General features: G+C 71.7%; 12 protein-coding genes. 7 read left to right on the top strand and 5 right to left on the bottom strand.

Features of this window, described 5'->3' with window-relative positions; translation table 11 throughout:
- The first annotated feature begins 19 nt into the window (after positions 1-19).
- Positions 20-403, top strand: coding sequence for a hypothetical protein (locus KZC56_RS16360; RefSeq protein ID WP_247639023.1), 384 nt, complete (start codon positions 20-22; stop codon positions 401-403).
- 12 nt (positions 404-415) lie between these two features.
- Here the strand turns inward: KZC56_RS16360 and KZC56_RS16355 are convergent, their stop codons facing one another.
- Complete coding sequence (locus KZC56_RS16355) at positions 416-1,645, bottom strand: MFS transporter (RefSeq protein WP_136045849.1); 1,230 nt, start codon at positions 1,643-1,645, stop codon at positions 416-418.
- A 122-nt stretch (positions 1,646-1,767) separates the two neighbouring features.
- On the opposite strand from KZC56_RS16355, the gene prfB reads away from it, so the two are divergent.
- The gene (gene prfB, locus KZC56_RS16350) at positions 1,768-2,880 is read left to right on the top strand and encodes a peptide chain release factor 2 (RefSeq protein ID WP_247639022.1); all 1,113 of its coding nucleotides are present in this window, start codon (positions 1,768-1,770) and stop codon (positions 2,878-2,880) included.
- Positions 2,881-2,927: 47 nt separating this feature from the next.
- On the opposite strand, the gene KZC56_RS16345 is transcribed toward prfB, so the two are convergent.
- Positions 2,928-4,058 (bottom strand): DUF2510 domain-containing protein, encoded by a 1,131-nt coding sequence (locus KZC56_RS16345; RefSeq protein WP_247639021.1) that lies wholly within the window; start codon positions 4,056-4,058, stop codon positions 2,928-2,930.
- Between the two features lie 31 nt (positions 4,059-4,089).
- Positions 4,090-5,514 (bottom strand): DUF2510 domain-containing protein, encoded by a 1,425-nt coding sequence (locus tag KZC56_RS16340; RefSeq protein ID WP_247639020.1) that lies wholly within the window; start codon positions 5,512-5,514, stop codon positions 4,090-4,092.
- Between the two features lie 163 nt (positions 5,515-5,677).
- Between KZC56_RS16340 and ftsE the strand changes: the two genes are divergently transcribed.
- The 3 genes from ftsE to smpB all read left to right on the top strand — a co-directional run bounded on the left by ftsE (position 5,678) and on the right by smpB (position 8,216).
- Positions 5,678-6,766: a cell division ATP-binding protein FtsE gene (gene ftsE, locus KZC56_RS16335; RefSeq protein ID WP_136034315.1), complete on the top strand. Its 1,089-nt coding sequence runs from the start codon at positions 5,678-5,680 to the stop codon at positions 6,764-6,766.
- Positions 6,763-7,677: a permease-like cell division protein FtsX gene (ftsX, locus tag KZC56_RS16330; protein WP_136034313.1), complete on the top strand. Its 915-nt coding sequence runs from the start codon at positions 6,763-6,765 to the stop codon at positions 7,675-7,677. Before ftsE ends, ftsX begins: the two co-directional genes overlap by 4 nt.
- A gap of 62 nt (positions 7,678-7,739) precedes the next feature.
- Positions 7,740-8,216: an SsrA-binding protein SmpB gene (smpB, locus tag KZC56_RS16325; protein WP_136034311.1), complete on the top strand. Its 477-nt coding sequence runs from the start codon at positions 7,740-7,742 to the stop codon at positions 8,214-8,216.
- 9 nt (positions 8,217-8,225) lie between these two features.
- On the opposite strand, the gene KZC56_RS16320 is transcribed toward smpB, so the two are convergent.
- The gene (locus KZC56_RS16320) at positions 8,226-10,094 is read right to left on the bottom strand and encodes a S9 family peptidase (protein WP_247639019.1); all 1,869 of its coding nucleotides are present in this window, start codon (positions 10,092-10,094) and stop codon (positions 8,226-8,228) included.
- Between the two features lie 187 nt (positions 10,095-10,281).
- On the opposite strand from KZC56_RS16320, the gene KZC56_RS16315 reads away from it, so the two are divergent.
- Positions 10,282-11,229 (top strand): methylenetetrahydrofolate reductase, encoded by a 948-nt coding sequence (locus KZC56_RS16315; RefSeq protein WP_247639018.1) that lies wholly within the window; start codon positions 10,282-10,284, stop codon positions 11,227-11,229.
- A gap of 22 nt (positions 11,230-11,251) precedes the next feature.
- Positions 11,252-13,564 carry a 5-methyltetrahydropteroyltriglutamate--homocysteine S-methyltransferase gene (gene metE / locus KZC56_RS16310; RefSeq protein WP_136036509.1) on the top strand — a complete coding sequence of 771 codons (2,313 nt, stop codon included), beginning with the start codon at positions 11,252-11,254 and terminating at the stop codon, positions 13,562-13,564.
- Between the two features lie 55 nt (positions 13,565-13,619).
- Here metE and lexA read toward each other — a convergent pair whose 3' ends face one another.
- A complete protein-coding gene (lexA, locus tag KZC56_RS16305) occupies positions 13,620-14,312 on the bottom strand; it encodes a transcriptional repressor LexA (protein WP_136034303.1) in 693 nt (230 codons plus the stop codon).
- Positions 14,313-14,552 lie beyond the last annotated feature (240 nt).

The following is a 14,552-nucleotide window of genomic DNA, read 5'->3' as shown; positions in this document are numbered from 1 at the left end:
GGACGCGGAGGAGGGGAGCGTGCTGCTGCTCGTGCTCGGCTACGTGCTGCTCGCGCTCGCCGTGATCTTCGTGTGCGCCTGCGCGACCGACCTGTACATCGCCCAGAAGCGCCTGGACGCCCTCGCCGATGCGGCCGCGCTCGCCGGAACCGACGGCTTCGTCCTCACGGTGCAGGGGCAGACGCCGCGCGCGGAACTCACGGACGAGGCGGTGGCGGCGCAGGCCCGGCCGCTCGTGGACGGTGCGGGCGGGGACGAGGTGCTGGTGTCGGCGACCTCCCCGGACGGGGCTTCGGCGCGCGTGACCGTTCGCACGGCGTGGCATCCACCGCTCGTGTCGCCGTTCGTGCCGGAGGGTCTCACGCTGCAGGCGACCGCGACGAGCCGCACCGCCCTGCGGTGACCAGCCGGGGCCTCAGGCCTCCGCGGGCGGATCCGGGCGGGGGACGAAGCGGGGGATCCACCGCAGGAACCCGGCAGCGCCGAGCAGTCCGATCACGCCGATGGCGCCCGCGGCGACGGAGAGCGTCGACACCGCGGTGATGGCGGAGACGAGCAGCGGGGCGACGGCGCCGCCGGCATCGGTCAGGGTGCGCCAGGAGCCGAGGAAGGCGGCGGGCTCGCGCTCCGGGGCGACGTCGGCGCCGAGCGTGAGCAGGATGCCGCTGGAGAGCCCGTTGCCCACGCCCAGGACGGCGGCGAACATCCCGAACCACAGCACCGCGGCATCCCCGTCGTGGGTGAAGGCCAGAGCGAGGAACCCGACACCCATGAGCAGCATCGCCGGCATGGCCGCCCACAGCCGCCCGAACCGGTCCATCACCTGCCCGCTCGCGTAGAAGAGGGCGAAGTCGATCGCGCCCGAGACCCCGACGACCAGCGCGATCGTCGACGCGTCGAGCCCCAGCGACAGGCCCCACAGCGGCAGGACCACCTGCCGGGCGGAGCGGACGGCGGACAGAGACGCGGCGGCGAGACCGAGCCGCGACAGCAGTCGTCGCTGCCGCCACATGGTCTGGAAGATGCCCGCGCGCTCGATCGTCGGGATCGAGCCGCTCACGGCCTCTCCGCTGTCCTCCACGAAACGCTCGGTCGAACGCACCGGCGGGATCGTGGCCTCCGGGTCCGGCCCGAACAGCACGAGCAGCACCATCACCACGAGGCAGACGCCGAAGAACCAGATCGCCGCGGACTCGCTGCCGAACAGCTGCAGAAGCCCCGCGGCGACGAACGGGCCGATGAAGATGCCCAGACGGAAGCTGCCGCCCAACAGGGACAGCGAGCGCGCACGGAACGGCAGGGGTACGCGCGTGGTCATGAACGCGTGCCGCGCCAGCCCGAACGCGGCCGCGCACAGCCCGAGCACGAACACGGAGGCCGCGAGCACGCCGAGCGACGGCGCGAACAGCATGCCCGCTCCGGACAGCAGCGCCGCCGTTCCGGCGATCACCATCGTGTATCGCTCGCCGATGCGGCCCACGGCCCAGCCGGCCGGGAGGTTCCCGCAGAGCTGTCCCACCACGAGCGCCGACGCGACCAGCGCCGCCGTCGCCACGTCCGCGCCCATCGACGCGGCGATCACCGGGATCAGGGGGATGACGGCCCCCTCGCCGAGAGCGAAGAGGACGGTGGGCAGGTACACCATCGGTCCGAACTGACGAAGGACCGTGGATGCGCTGCTCACCCTCCTCACGCTACTCCCGCGCGGGAGCAGCGCCCGACGACGGCGTCCCCGCGGGCGCGGGCGGCACGTTAGGCTGAGGTGTCATGCTCGAACTAGATCTCTCCGCCGAAATCCAGGCGCTCAGGCACACCTTCGGCGACATCAGCGAGGTCGTCGATGTCAACCGTCTGCGCGAGGACATCGCGCGACTCAGCGAGGAGGCCGGTGCGCCCGACCTCTGGGACGACACCGAGAACGCGCAGAAGGTGACGAGTGCGCTGAGCCACCGTCAGTCCGAGCTCGCGCGCATCACCGGCATCGCCCAGCGCCTCGACGACCTCGAGGTGCTCGTCGACCTGGCCAACGAGATGGGCGACGAGGACTCCGCCATCGAGGCGCGCAACGAGCTCGGCACCCTGACCTACCTCATCAACCAGCTCGAGGTGCAGACGCTCCTCGACGGCGAGTACGACGAGCGCAGCGCGATCGTCACGATCCGCTCCGGGGCGGGTGGCGACGACGCCACCGACTTCGCGGAGATGCTCATGCGCATGTACCTGCGGTGGGCTGAGCGGCACAAGTACCCCGTCAAGGTGATGGACACCTCGTACGCCGAGGGTGCGGGCATCAAGTCGGCGACCTTCGAGATCGATGCCCCCTACGCGTTCGGCACGATCTCCGTCGAGGCCGGCACGCACCGCCTCGCGCGCATCAGCCCCTTCGGCTCGGCCGACAAGCGGCAGACGTCGTTCGCCGCCGTCGAGGTGATCCCGCTGATGGAGGAGGCCACCGAGGTCGACATCCCGGAGAACGACATCCGCGTCGACGTGTTCCGCTCCTCGGGCCCGGGTGGGCAGTCGGTCAACACGACCGACTCCGCCGTGCGCATCACGCACCTCCCGACCGGCATCGTCGTGTCGATGCAGAACGAGAAGTCGCAGATCCAGAACCGGGCAGCCGCCATGCGCGTGCTGCAGAACCGCCTGCTGCTGCTGCAGAAGGAGCAGGAAGCGGCGAAGAAGAAGGAGCTGGCGGGCAACATCACCGCGAGCTGGGGCGACCAGATGCGCTCCTACTTCCTCTACGGCCAACAGCTGGTGAAGGACCTCCGCACGGGGCAGGAGTCGGGTAACCCCGCCGCGGTGTTCGACGGCGACCTCGACGACTTCATCTCCGCCGGCATCCGCTGGCGCAAGCGCCGCGACGACGACGACTGACGCACGAAGGCCCCGGATCGCTCCGGGGCCTTCGTCGTGTGCGGCGGTCAGCGAGCGGCGCCGCGCAGCGTGCCGGTCACATCGTCGTAGCTGTAGGCGATGCACTGGATCGCGCGGTCGCCCGCACGGGTCCACGACGCCTTCGTGGGCTGGTAGCTGTAGAAGTCCAGCTCCGACTGCTCGTACGGGACGCCGACAAATCCCTCGAACTGCGCCAGGCAGCCGTCCCACGCCTCATCGAGCAGTGCGCTCTCGCCGGGGAAGGTCTGGTCGTCGACCTCGTAGATGAAGTACACCTCGTCGGTGTGCGGCTGATCGCACGGCACGACCGGGAGCTCGAAGATCGTGTCCTCGCCGGTGTAGTCCACGTAGGGGAGGCAATCGCCCACCTCGAGGTCTTCGAACGCGACCATCTCGGCGCCGTCGATCGTCGACGGGTCGACGGGCGAACCGGACTCCGTCGCCGGCGCGCTCGGCGACGGCACCGGGTCTCCGGACGCCTCGACCGACGTGAGCCCGACCGCGATCAGGGCGACCGCGCCAGCGAGGGTCGAGCCGAGCACGGCCACGGCGAGCCCGGCGATGCCCGGCCACTTCGTTCCCCGCAGGAACAGCGAGACGAGCGACACGACGAAGCCGGCAGCCACGACGACCCATCCGATCGGCGCCGTGAGGGGCACGCACGCGAGCACGACCCCGACCAGCGCGACCGCGAGCCCGACCAGGCCGGGGATCGACGGACGCCGCGCGGTCGTGCTCGATGCGGCGGCCGGTGCGCCCGGGGAGCCGGGTCCCAGTGGTATGGCCGCTCCGTTGCCCGGGGCCGCGGTGGCTGCGGACCCCGGGGCTGCCGCGTACGGGGGCGCCGCGTACGGGGAGGACGGGGTGAACGGCGAGGACGGCGGCACGAACGGCTCGAAGGCCGCCTGGACCGGGGTAGCTGCGAGCGGCACCGCGGGCGTCGGCATCGCGGGCGTCGGCACCGCGGGCGTCGGCATCGCGGGTGCGGGCTCGGTCCCCGCGGTGGAGGCGGGAGGCTGCGGTACGCCCGACGACGCAGGGATCTCGGGCGCAGAGGGGTGCGGGTCGATGCTGCGGACGTGCGCGGTCCACTGCTGGCCGTCCCACCACCGCAGGCTGCCGGAGCCGTCGTCGTACCAGCCCTCGCGTGTCGTCATGAGCGGTGCCTCTGTCTTCTTCGGGCGACGCTCAGCGCGCGGTGGCTTCCACGGTCACGCGGGCGACCTCCTGGAACAGCTCGTCGCTGACGATCACGACGTACGATCCGCTCTGGGCGACATCGAACGACACGGTGCCCTGCGTGGTCTCACCCGCCGGGAGTTCACTCGATTCGAGCGTGGCATCGCCGAAGATGTCGTAGTCGCCCTCGGCACCCTCCGCGGTCTCGACCGAGAAGTACAGCGGGTTCACATAGGTCGTGCCCTCGAGCGTCTCCCACGTGAGGTCGATCACCAGGTAGCCGCCGTTGGTCGCCTCGAAGTCCGAGCCGTTGGTGGTGCCCCAGGTGGCGGACGTGATCGTCAGCTCCGCGCTGCCGGACATCTGCGTCACGGTGATCGGATCGCCGAGGCTGCCCTCGACGACCGTGCCGGAGCCGGTGCCGTCGTCCGTTCCGGAATCCGTGCCGGAGTCGCTCGTCCCCGTGTCGGAGCCGTCGTCGGGCAGCGAGTCGGAGCGGTCGACCTGGCTGGCGACGGCACCGAGGAAGAACACGAAGCTCATGATCGCGGCGATGATCGCGCCGAGCACCGAGACGCCCAGGCCCGTGATGCCCGGCCACTTCTTGCCCTTCAGGAACAGGGAGATGAGCGACACGATGAAGCCCGCGCCGAGGAACAGCCACGAGAAGACGACCGTGAACGGCGTGAAGGCGAGGAGCAGGCCGAGGGCGGCGAGACCGAGGCCGACGAGGCCCAGCACGGAGATCTTCGCCGGCGCCGGGGCTGCCGCGGCGTAAGCCGGAGCGCCGGGGTAGCCGCCGCCCTGAGCGGGATACGTCTGCGCGGTGGGGTAGGCCGCCTGTCCGGGGTAGCCGCCCTGGCCCGCAGCCTGCGCGGCGGGGGAGTACTGCCCGGGGTAGCCGCCCTGCGGAGAGGCGGCCAGTCCGGCGGGAGGCTGCACTCCGGTCGGAGGCGGCGTGACCGTCCCGGCCGCCGTGGCTCCGGGCGCAGACCAGTCGGCCACCGGCGCGGCACCGGGAAGCTCGTGGGCGCCCGAGGCCGGCGCGGCCCAGTCGCTCGCGGGCTCGGGTGCGACCACGGCCTCTGGCGCGGTGGCGTCGGGTGCGGCGGTGGCGTCGGGCGTGGTGGCGTCGGGCGTGGTGGCGTCGGGTGCGGTGGCGTCGGGTGCGGTGGCGTCGGCGGCGGTCGCGTCGGGCGTGGTGGCGTCGGGTGCGGTGGCCTCAGGTGCGGTGGCGTCGGGGGCCGTGGCCTCGGGCTGCGCGTCGGGCACCGCCGCGGCGGGCGCACCCGGCATCGTCTCGGACTCGGATGCCGGGGACTCCTGGGCGGGCACAGCGGGCGTCTCGGGCGCGAAGTGCTCGGTCCACTGCTGGCCGTCCCACCACCGCAGCCGACCGGAGCCGTCGTCGTACCAGCCAGCAGGTGTCGTCATGGAAGTCCCCTCCGTGTGCGCGCTCGCGTGGGTGACGCGAATCGACTCTCCATGTATAGCAGTGGGCAGCGACGCCGACACCGTTTGCACAGGTCGACGGCCTGAGGCCGCGCGGGGTGTCGCAGCGGGTCAGCGCAGAGCCCGCGCTTAGGCTCGAATCGCCATGATTCGGTTCGAGAACGTCACGAAGCGCTACCGCGGGACGTCGAAGCCCGCCCTGTCCGGAGTCGACTTCGAAGTGCAACGCGGGGAGTTCGTCTTCCTCGTCGGCGCTTCGGGATCGGGCAAGTCGTCCTGCCTGCGGCTCATCCTGCGGGAGGACGTGCCCACCAGTGGTCGCGTCGCCGTCCTCGGTCGCGATCTCCGCTCCCTCGCGAACCGGAAGGTGCCCTACTTCCGTCGCCACATCGGCTCCGTGTTCCAAGACTTCCGCCTGCTGCCGTCCAAGACCGTGCACCAGAACGTCGCGTTCACGCTGCAGGTCACCGGCTCCTCGCGCGGTTTCATCCAGCAGGCCGTGCCCGAGGCCCTGGCACTGGTCGGGCTCGAGGGCAAGGAGAAGCGCATGCCGCACGAGCTCTCCGGCGGTGAGCAGCAGCGCGTCGCGATCGCCCGTGCCCTCGTGAACCGTCCGCAGGTGCTGCTGGCCGACGAGCCCACCGGAAACCTCGACCCCGCGACCTCCGTCGACATCATGCAGCTGCTCGCCCGCATCAACGCCGGCGGCACGACCGTGCTCATGGCCACGCACGAGGCGGGGTTCGTCGATCAGATGCGTCGCCGCGTGATCGAGCTGCGCGACGGCGAGATGGTGCGCGACGAGGTCCACGGCGGCTACGGCGACACCTCGAACATCCCGCGACTCGCGCCGGAGGAGGTGCGGGGAGCCGCCGCCGCGGCCGCCCTCACCGCGGTGCAGGAGGTGCAGCGGCAGACCGCCGACCTGTCGGTGGTGCGTGCCGCCCTGGCGGAGGAGCTCGACGCGCAGCGCCGCGCCGCCGCAGCCGCGGCCCCGCAGCCGGAACGTGAGCCGCAGGTGGTCGAGCCGCCCGAGCCGCCGCGTCGCGGAGTGGTGGAACCGCCGGATGAGGCGGAGCGTGCCCCGGCCGCGGAGAAGGCTCCGGTCGAGCGTCCGGCCACCCCTCGCACGCACCCGATCGTGCTGCCGGAGGTCGACGTCGCCGAGCTCGGCGTGGCCGACCGTCTCGGCCTCTCCGACCAGGACGACGAGGAAGTGGGCCCGACCTCATGAGAATCGGCCTGATCCTGACCGAGGCCCTCGTGGGTCTCCGTCGCAACATCTCGATGGTCATCTCCGTCGTGCTGGTGACGTTCGTGTCGCTGACCTTCGTGGGCGCGGCGATCCTCATGCAGTCCCAGATCGGCGTGATGCGGGGCTATTGGGCCGAGCGTGCCCAGGTGGCGGTGTACATGTGCTCGGCGGTGTCGGAGTCGGACACCTGCGTCGACGGCGCCGCCAGCGAGGAGCAGGTCGCCGCGGTGCGCGCCCAGCTCGAGGGCGACGCGCTGGCGCCGCTGATCAGCTCCATGACGTTCGACACCAAAGAGGAGACGTACGCCAAGCTCGTCGAGCAGGTGGGCGAGGAGCAGGCGAGCGTGCTCACGCCCGACCAGGCGTTCGAGGTGTTCTTCGTCACGATGAAGGATCCGGGGCAGTCGCAGGTGCTCGCCGAGGCGTTCAGCGGACAGGCGGGCGTGGAGCAGGTGCAGGACCAGTTGCAATACCTCGAGCCGCTGTTCTCCGCGCTCACCGTCGCGACCTACATCGCGGTCGGGATCGCCGTGCTGATGCTGATCGCCGCGACCCTCCTGATCGGGACGACCATCCGACTATCGGCCTACGCGAGACGCAAGGAGATCGGGATCATGCGCCTGGTGGGCGCGTCCAACCGGTTCATCCAGACGCCGTTCGTGCTGGAGGGCGTCTTCGCGGCCTTCCTCGGCTCGGCGCTCGCGTGCGCGGCGGTCGTCGCCGGGGTGCACTTCGGCGTCAACGGCTACCTGCGCGGGCGGGTCCCGTTCATCACGACCTGGGTCACCATGAACGACGCGTTCCTCGTGGTGCCCGTGCTGGTGGGGATCGGCGTCGTGCTGGCGGCGCTGTCGGCCGGCTTCGCGATCCGTCGCTGGCTGCGCACCTGATACCCTGAAAGGCTGCTCGGCCGGATCCTCGGTCGAGCTCGTCACGGCAACAGGAGAGCATCATGCCCAGGGAACGCGGGGAGAAGGTCGTCGCGACCAATCGTCGCGCGCGTCACGACTACACCATCGAGAAGTCGTACGAGGCGGGAATGGTGCTCACCGGCACCGAGGTCAAGTCACTCCGTCAGGGGCGCGCGAACCTCAGCGACGGATACGCGTTCGTCAAGGGCAACGAGGTGTTCCTCGACGCCGTGCACATCCCGGAGTACTCGCAGGGGCACTGGACCAACCACTCCGCCAAGCGCATCCGCAAGCTGCTGCTGCACCGTGAGGAGATCGCCAAGCTCTCCCACGCGGTCTCGGCCGGTGGTTACACCCTGATCCCGCTGAAGCTCTACTTCTCCGACGGCAGGGCCAAGGTCGAGATCGCTCTCGCGAAGGGAAAGCGCGAGTACGACAAGAGGCAGACGCTGCGCGAGCGGCAGGACACGCGCGAGGCCGAGCGGGCCATGCGCCTGCGCAACCGCGTCGGCGAGTAGCCCGCGCCGTCAGGGCGCCGGGGTGAAGCAGAACACGCGGCCGAGGAACGCGAGCTCGCGCTGCAGCGCGTCCACGATGTTCTCTGCGCTGCGGAAGCCGTGCCCCTCTGCCGGATACAGCGCGTACTCGTGCTCGATGCCGTTCGCGGCGAGGGCGTTGCGGATCGCCTCGGACTGCGACGGAGGCACCACGCGGTCCTCGCCGCCCTGGAGCAGCAGCACGGGCACGTCGATGCGGTCGGCGTGCGTGAGGGGTGAACGCTCGACGTACACGTGCTCGTCCTCCGGCAGCCTCCCGACCAGACCGTCGAGGTACGGCGCCTCGAAGTCGTGCGTCTCGGCGGCCAGCAGGCGCAGGTCCGCCACACCGTAGCGGCTGATGCCCGCCGCGAAGGTCCCGCCCCGCACCAGCGCCGACAGAACGGTCCAGCCGCCGGCCGAACCGCCGCGGATCGCGATGCGCGCGGGATCGGCGAGCCCCGCATCGGCCAGGCCCCGCGCGGCGGCGACCACGTCGTCCACGTCGACCACACCCCACTGCCCGACGAGGCGGTCGCGGTAGGCCCGGCCGTAGCCGGTGGAGCCGCCGTAGTTCACGTCGAGCACGCCGATGCCGCGGCTCGTGAAGAACGCGACCTCGGACGACGCGGCCCCCGTCACATGCGCGGTCGGTCCTCCATGGACGAACACGATGTACGGCGGAAGCTCGCCGGGAGCCGCGGTGTGCGCGGGGTTCGCGGGCGGGTAGGCGAACGCGTGCACCGAGCCGTGCGCGCCGTCCACCACGATCGGCTGCGCGCCGGGCATCCACTCCGGATCGGACGGGACCCCGCCCGCCACGGCCTCCACGCGGCCCGAGTCGAGGTCGACGCACCATACCCCGGGCGTGGTGCCCGAGCTGTTGCCGCTGAGCAGCACGCGGGAGCCGGACACGTCGTCCACGCTCACGTGCCCGTCGGCGGGGAGGTCCAGCGCGGTGCTCGTCGTGCCGTCCGCCGGGAGCACGTGCACCTCGTCGCGGCCGTTCGTGCGCGCGGCGACCACGCGTCCGTCCGCCAGCGGCTGGAACCACCGGTTGCCCAGCACCCACAGGCCGTAGCCGGTGTCGGCGTCGGTCCCGGTCAGGGCGATCGGTGCGGCTGCGGGTGTCACGCCGTCGACGTGAAGGCGCTGCACCTGCCAGCGCCCGGACGCGTCGTCGGCGTACACGAGCGCGGTGTCGTCGAGCCACTCCGGCTGCAGGGCGGCGGACGACGCGATGCGCACGACCTCGCCGTCGGCGAGCGACGCGATCGCGAGCTGCGCCTCGTCCCACGGCATCGTCCGCTCGTGCCACTCGACCCAGGCCACCCGCGTGCCGTCGGGCGACAGCGCCGGGTGCGCGAAGAAGCCCGTGCCCTCCGCGATCACCCGGAGCGCGCCGTCGTCCTCGGCCGCGGACCCGTCCACCGGGATCTCGACGATGCCGCGCCGGTGCGGGTCCGGACGGAGGTCTTCGCGCACGGCCAGCAGTCGTCCGCTCTGCAGTCGGAGTCCGCCGTACGACGCACCGGCGGGCGTGAGCGGCTCGGGCTCGCCCCCGGGGACGAGGCGATGCACGCGCTGATCCGCGCCCGAGACGAAGAACAGCGCACCGTCGCCGGCCGTCCACGCCCCGCCGCCGTACTCGTGCACGCGCGACCGCGCGCTCCACGGAGCCGGCAGGATCTCGGCGCCGGAGGAGCTGCGTACGGTCACGCGTCCGGCTTCGGCCGGCACGGACTCGCCCCACCAGATCTCCGACCCGGCGAACCGGGCGCCGTCGATGCGCGGTGCGGAGGTCGCGACAGACGCGGCGGTGAAGGGGGAGGGCCAGGAACCGAAGGGCAGCGACGACATGCCTCGAGCCTAGGCGGACCGACACACGGCGTCACACACGTGCGGCCCCGCGCGGGGCTGTTCTAGGTTGCTGGAAACGCCCGGTTCGTCCAGGGCGTGGAGCGACAGCCGAGCCCGGCACCCGCCCGCGAACGACACGCCTCCCGTGCCGTCCGCGCGCCCCGGCCCCCTGTCCCCAGGAGTGAAGATGTCCACCGAGATCGACACCACCGGCACCGCCCGCGTGCCGTTCTCCTTCGAGCTCTACCCCCCGCGCAACGCGTCGAGCGAGGAGGGGCTGCACGAGACCGTCCTGCGCCTGGCCGCAGCCGGTCCGGAGTTCCTGTCGGTGACCTACGGTGCCGGCGGCTCCACCGGGGGGCGCTCGCTCGACGTGCTGCGCTTCATCCGCACCCACACCGACGTCGAGCCCCTCGCTCATCTCACCTGCGTCGGCAACACCTACGCCGGGGCGACCGCGCTCATCCGCGAGTTCCTCGACGCGGGGATCCTCAGCTTCCTCGCCCTGCGGGGCGACCCGCCCGCCGGGCAGACCGAGGACTTCCTCGGCGACCTGGAGAGCGCGGCCCAGCTCGTCCAGCTGATCGACCGCGTGCAGGCCGAGCGTGCGCCGTACGAGGAGTCGCCGGTTCCCGGGATCCCCGGTGCCGCCCGGGTCGCGCCGCGGCGGAGGGTGAACATCGCGGTGGCCGCGTTCCCGAAGGGCCACCCCCGGGCGACCCACCGCACGCAGGACGTGGAGGCCCTGCTCGCGAAGCAGGCCGCCGGTGCGACGTTCGCGATCACGCAGCTGTTCTTCCACGCCGACGACTACCTGGCCTTCGTGGAGCGTGCCCGCGCGGCCGGGGTGACCATCCCGATCCTGCCCGGCATCATGCCCATCACCTCGCCCGCTCGGCTTTCCCGCGTGCTGGAGCTCACGGGAGAGGAGCTGCCCGGAGAGCTCTCCATCGCCCTCGACGTGGAGCCGACCGCCGAGGGGCGCCGCGAGATCGGCATCGCCTGGGCCGCGCGCCTGGCCGCGCAGGTCGTGGCCGGCGGCGCCCCCGGCGTGCACCTCTACGCCTTCAACCAGCACGAGACCGTCCTCACCGTCCTCGCCGAAGCCGGCATCCTCCCGGCTCTGCGCCGTTAGACCCCCGCCGAAAGGAAACACCATGACCGCATTCCCCGAGGGAACCATCCTCGGCTACCCCCGCATCGGCCGTCGCCGCGAGCTCAAGAAGGCCGTCGAGGCGTTCTGGGCGGGCCGCATCGACGAGCAGGAGCTGGAGCGCACGGCCGCCGAGCTGCGCGCCGCCACCCGAGAGCGGCTCGCCGCGCTCGGCCTCGGCCGGGACGACTCCGCGATCCCGGAGTCCTTCTCGTTCTACGACCAGGTGCTCGACGCCGCGGTGACCGTGGGCGCGATCCCCTCGCGCTTCGAGCACCTGCGCGCCGCCGACGGCACGGTCGGCCTCCCGGCGTACTTCACGATCGCGCGGGGCGAGGGGGAGCGCGCGCCCCTGGAGATGACGAAGTGGTTCGACTCGAACTACCACTACCTCGTGCCGGAGATCGGTCCGGAGACGGTGTTCTCGCTGTCCAGCGACCGGCTCGTGCGCGAGGTCGCAGAGGCCGCTGCCGCAGGCTTCACCACGCGCCCGGTCGTGGTCGGCCCGGTTACCCTGCTGGCGCTCGCGAAGGCCTCGGACGACGCCCCCGAGGGCTTCGATCCGCTGTCGCGCCTGGACGACGTGCTCCCCGTGTACCGGGAGCTGCTCGCCCGCCTCCGGGCCGCGGGAGCGACCTGGGTGCAGCTCGACGAGCCGGCGCTCGTGAGCGAGTCGCTCCCCGCCGACACCGCCGCCCTGGCGACCGCGGCCGAACGTGCACTCGCCGTGCTCGGGGGAGCGGAGGACCGTCCGTCGATCCTCGTCGCCGCCCCGTACGCGGCGCTCGACGCCGTGTTCCCGGTCCTCGCGGCCGCACCCGTCGAGGCGATCGCGGTCGACCTGGTCCGGGGCGCTGTGCCGTCCGCGGCGGAGGGTCTCGCGGACAAGACGCTCGTCGGCGGCGTGATCGACGGGCACAACATCTGGCGGGGCGACCTGGCCGCGGCGTTCGCCACGCTCGAGCGTCTGCGCGACCTGGGGGCCGCGGCCGTGTCGGCCTCCACCTCGACCTCACTGCTGCACGTGCCGCACGACGTCGCCGACGAGACCTCGCTCGACCCCCGCCTGGTGTCGTGGCTGGCGTTCGCCGATCAGAAGGTGCAGCAGGTCGGTGTTCTGGCCCGCGGGCTGTCGCAGGGTCCCGAGGCGATCGCCGCCGAGCTCGACGAGGCCTCGGCGGCCCTGCGCGACCGGCTGGACGCGCCGGGCGTGCGCGACGGCGCGGTGCGCGAGCGGGCGCTCGTCGACGCCGACTTCTCGCGGGTGTCCTACGAGGAGCGGGAGAGTGCGCAGGAGGCCCTCGGCCTCCCGGTCCTGCCCCTGACGACGATCGGGTCGTTCCCGCAGACCGCCGACATCCGTCGCGCACGGGCACGGTTCACGCGCGGTGAGATCCCCCGCGACGACTACGACGACTTCCTGCGCCGGGAGATCGCCGCGGTCGTGTCGCTGCAGGAGGACCTCGGACTCGACGTGCTGGTGCACGGGGAGCCGGAGCGCAACGACATGGTGCAGTACTTCGCCGAGAACCTCGACGGCTTCGCGGTCACGGAGCACGGGTGGGTGCAGTCGTACGGCTCGCGCGCCACACGCCCGTCGATCCTGTGGGGCGACGTCTCCCGGCCGGCACCGATCACGGTCGACTGGTCCGGATACGCGCAGTCGCTCACCGCGAAGCACCTCAAGGGCATGCTCACGGGGCCGGTGACGATCCTCGCGTGGTCGTTCGTGCGCGACGACCAGCCGCTGGGGGAGACCGCGAACCAGGTCGCGCTGGCGCTGCGCGAGGAGATCGCCGACCTCGAGGCTGCGGGCATCGCCGTGATCCAGGTCGACGAGCCGGCCCTGCGCGAGCTGCTGCCGCTGAAGAAGGCCGATCAGCCGTCCTACCTGGACTGGTCGGTGGCGTCGTTCCGTCTGGCGACCGGTGGGGCAGCACCGGGCACGCAGGTGCACACGCACCTCTGCTACTCGGAGTTCGGTGTCGTGATCGACGCGATCCGCGCGCTGGACGCCGACGTCACGTCCATCGAGGCCGCCCGCAGCCGGATGGAGGTCGTCGCGGACATCGCCGAGGCCGGGTTCGACCACGGCATCGGCCCCGGCGTCTACGACATCCACTCCCCGCGGGTTCCCGCGGTGGAGGAGGTGGAGTCCCTGCTGCGTCGCGCCGTGGAGGAGATCCCCACGCGGCAGCTCTGGGTCAACCCGGACTGCGGCCTCAAGACCCGCGGCTACGAGGAGACCACCGCGTCGCTGCGGAACATCGTCGAGGCCACGCGCCGCGTGCGCGCCGAGGTGGGCGCCTCGGTCTGATCATGTGACGAAGGCCCTCTCCGAGCGATCGGGGAGGGCCTTCGTCGTGTCCGGGTCAGACGGCTCGCAGCACCGCGACGACCTTGCCGAGCACCACGGCCTCGTCGCCGAGGATGGGCTCGAAGGCGGTGTTCCGCGGCAGCAGCCACGTGTGTCCATCGCGGCGACGGAGCACCTTGACGGTGGCCTCGCCATCGAGCATCGCCGCGACGATCTCGCCGTTCTCGGCGTCGTGCTGCGAGCGGACGACGACCCAGTCGCCGTCGCAGATGGCGGCGTCGATCATCGACTCGCCGGAGACCTTGAGCATGAACAGGTCGCCCTTGCCGACGAGCTGCCGGGGGAGCGGGAAGATCTCCTCGACCTGCTGGTCCGCGGTGATGGGCACGCCGGCGGCGATGCGGCCGACGAGGGGCACGAGCGCGGCGTCGCCGACGGGAGTCGTGACATCGGCCGGGTTCTCGGCGCCGGAGCCGGTGCCGGGCAGGTCGATCAGCACCTCCATGGCGCGCGTCTTGCCCGGGTCTCGACGCAGGTAGCCGCTCAGCTCCAGCTGGCCGAGCTGGTGCGTGACGCTGGAGAGCGACTTGAGCCCGACGGCGTCGCCGATCTCGCGCATGCTCGGCGGGTAGCCGTTCTGGGCGATGGCGGCCTGGATGACCTCCAGGATCGCCATCTGCTTGGGGCTGAGGCTCTTGCGACGGCGGGTCCGCGGCGCCTCCGACTCCGGGGCTGTGGTCTCGCTCATGATGCTCCTTCAGTGCGTGAGATCCGACGTCGCTCTTCGAATGTCGGTGGCCCGTGGTGGGGTGTCCTTGTCGAAACCGTATCCGAGAATCGCGCCGATCTGGAAGATCTGTTCGAGCGTGTCGGACGATTCGTGGACAGGGTTTCGAAGACAGCTTGACAGATGTTCGAACTCGAAGATATCTTCGGAACGTAGCTTCGCATTCACGGCTCCCGGCCGAGTCGCGGATGCGAACGCTAC

Origin of the sequence: Microbacterium sufflavum (assembly GCF_023091155.1) — a bacterium.
GTDB lineage: Bacteria > Actinomycetota > Actinomycetes > Actinomycetales > Microbacteriaceae > Microbacterium > Microbacterium sufflavum.
Note: the sequence above shows the minus strand (reverse complement) of the source record. Positions and strands in the feature narration are given on the sequence as shown.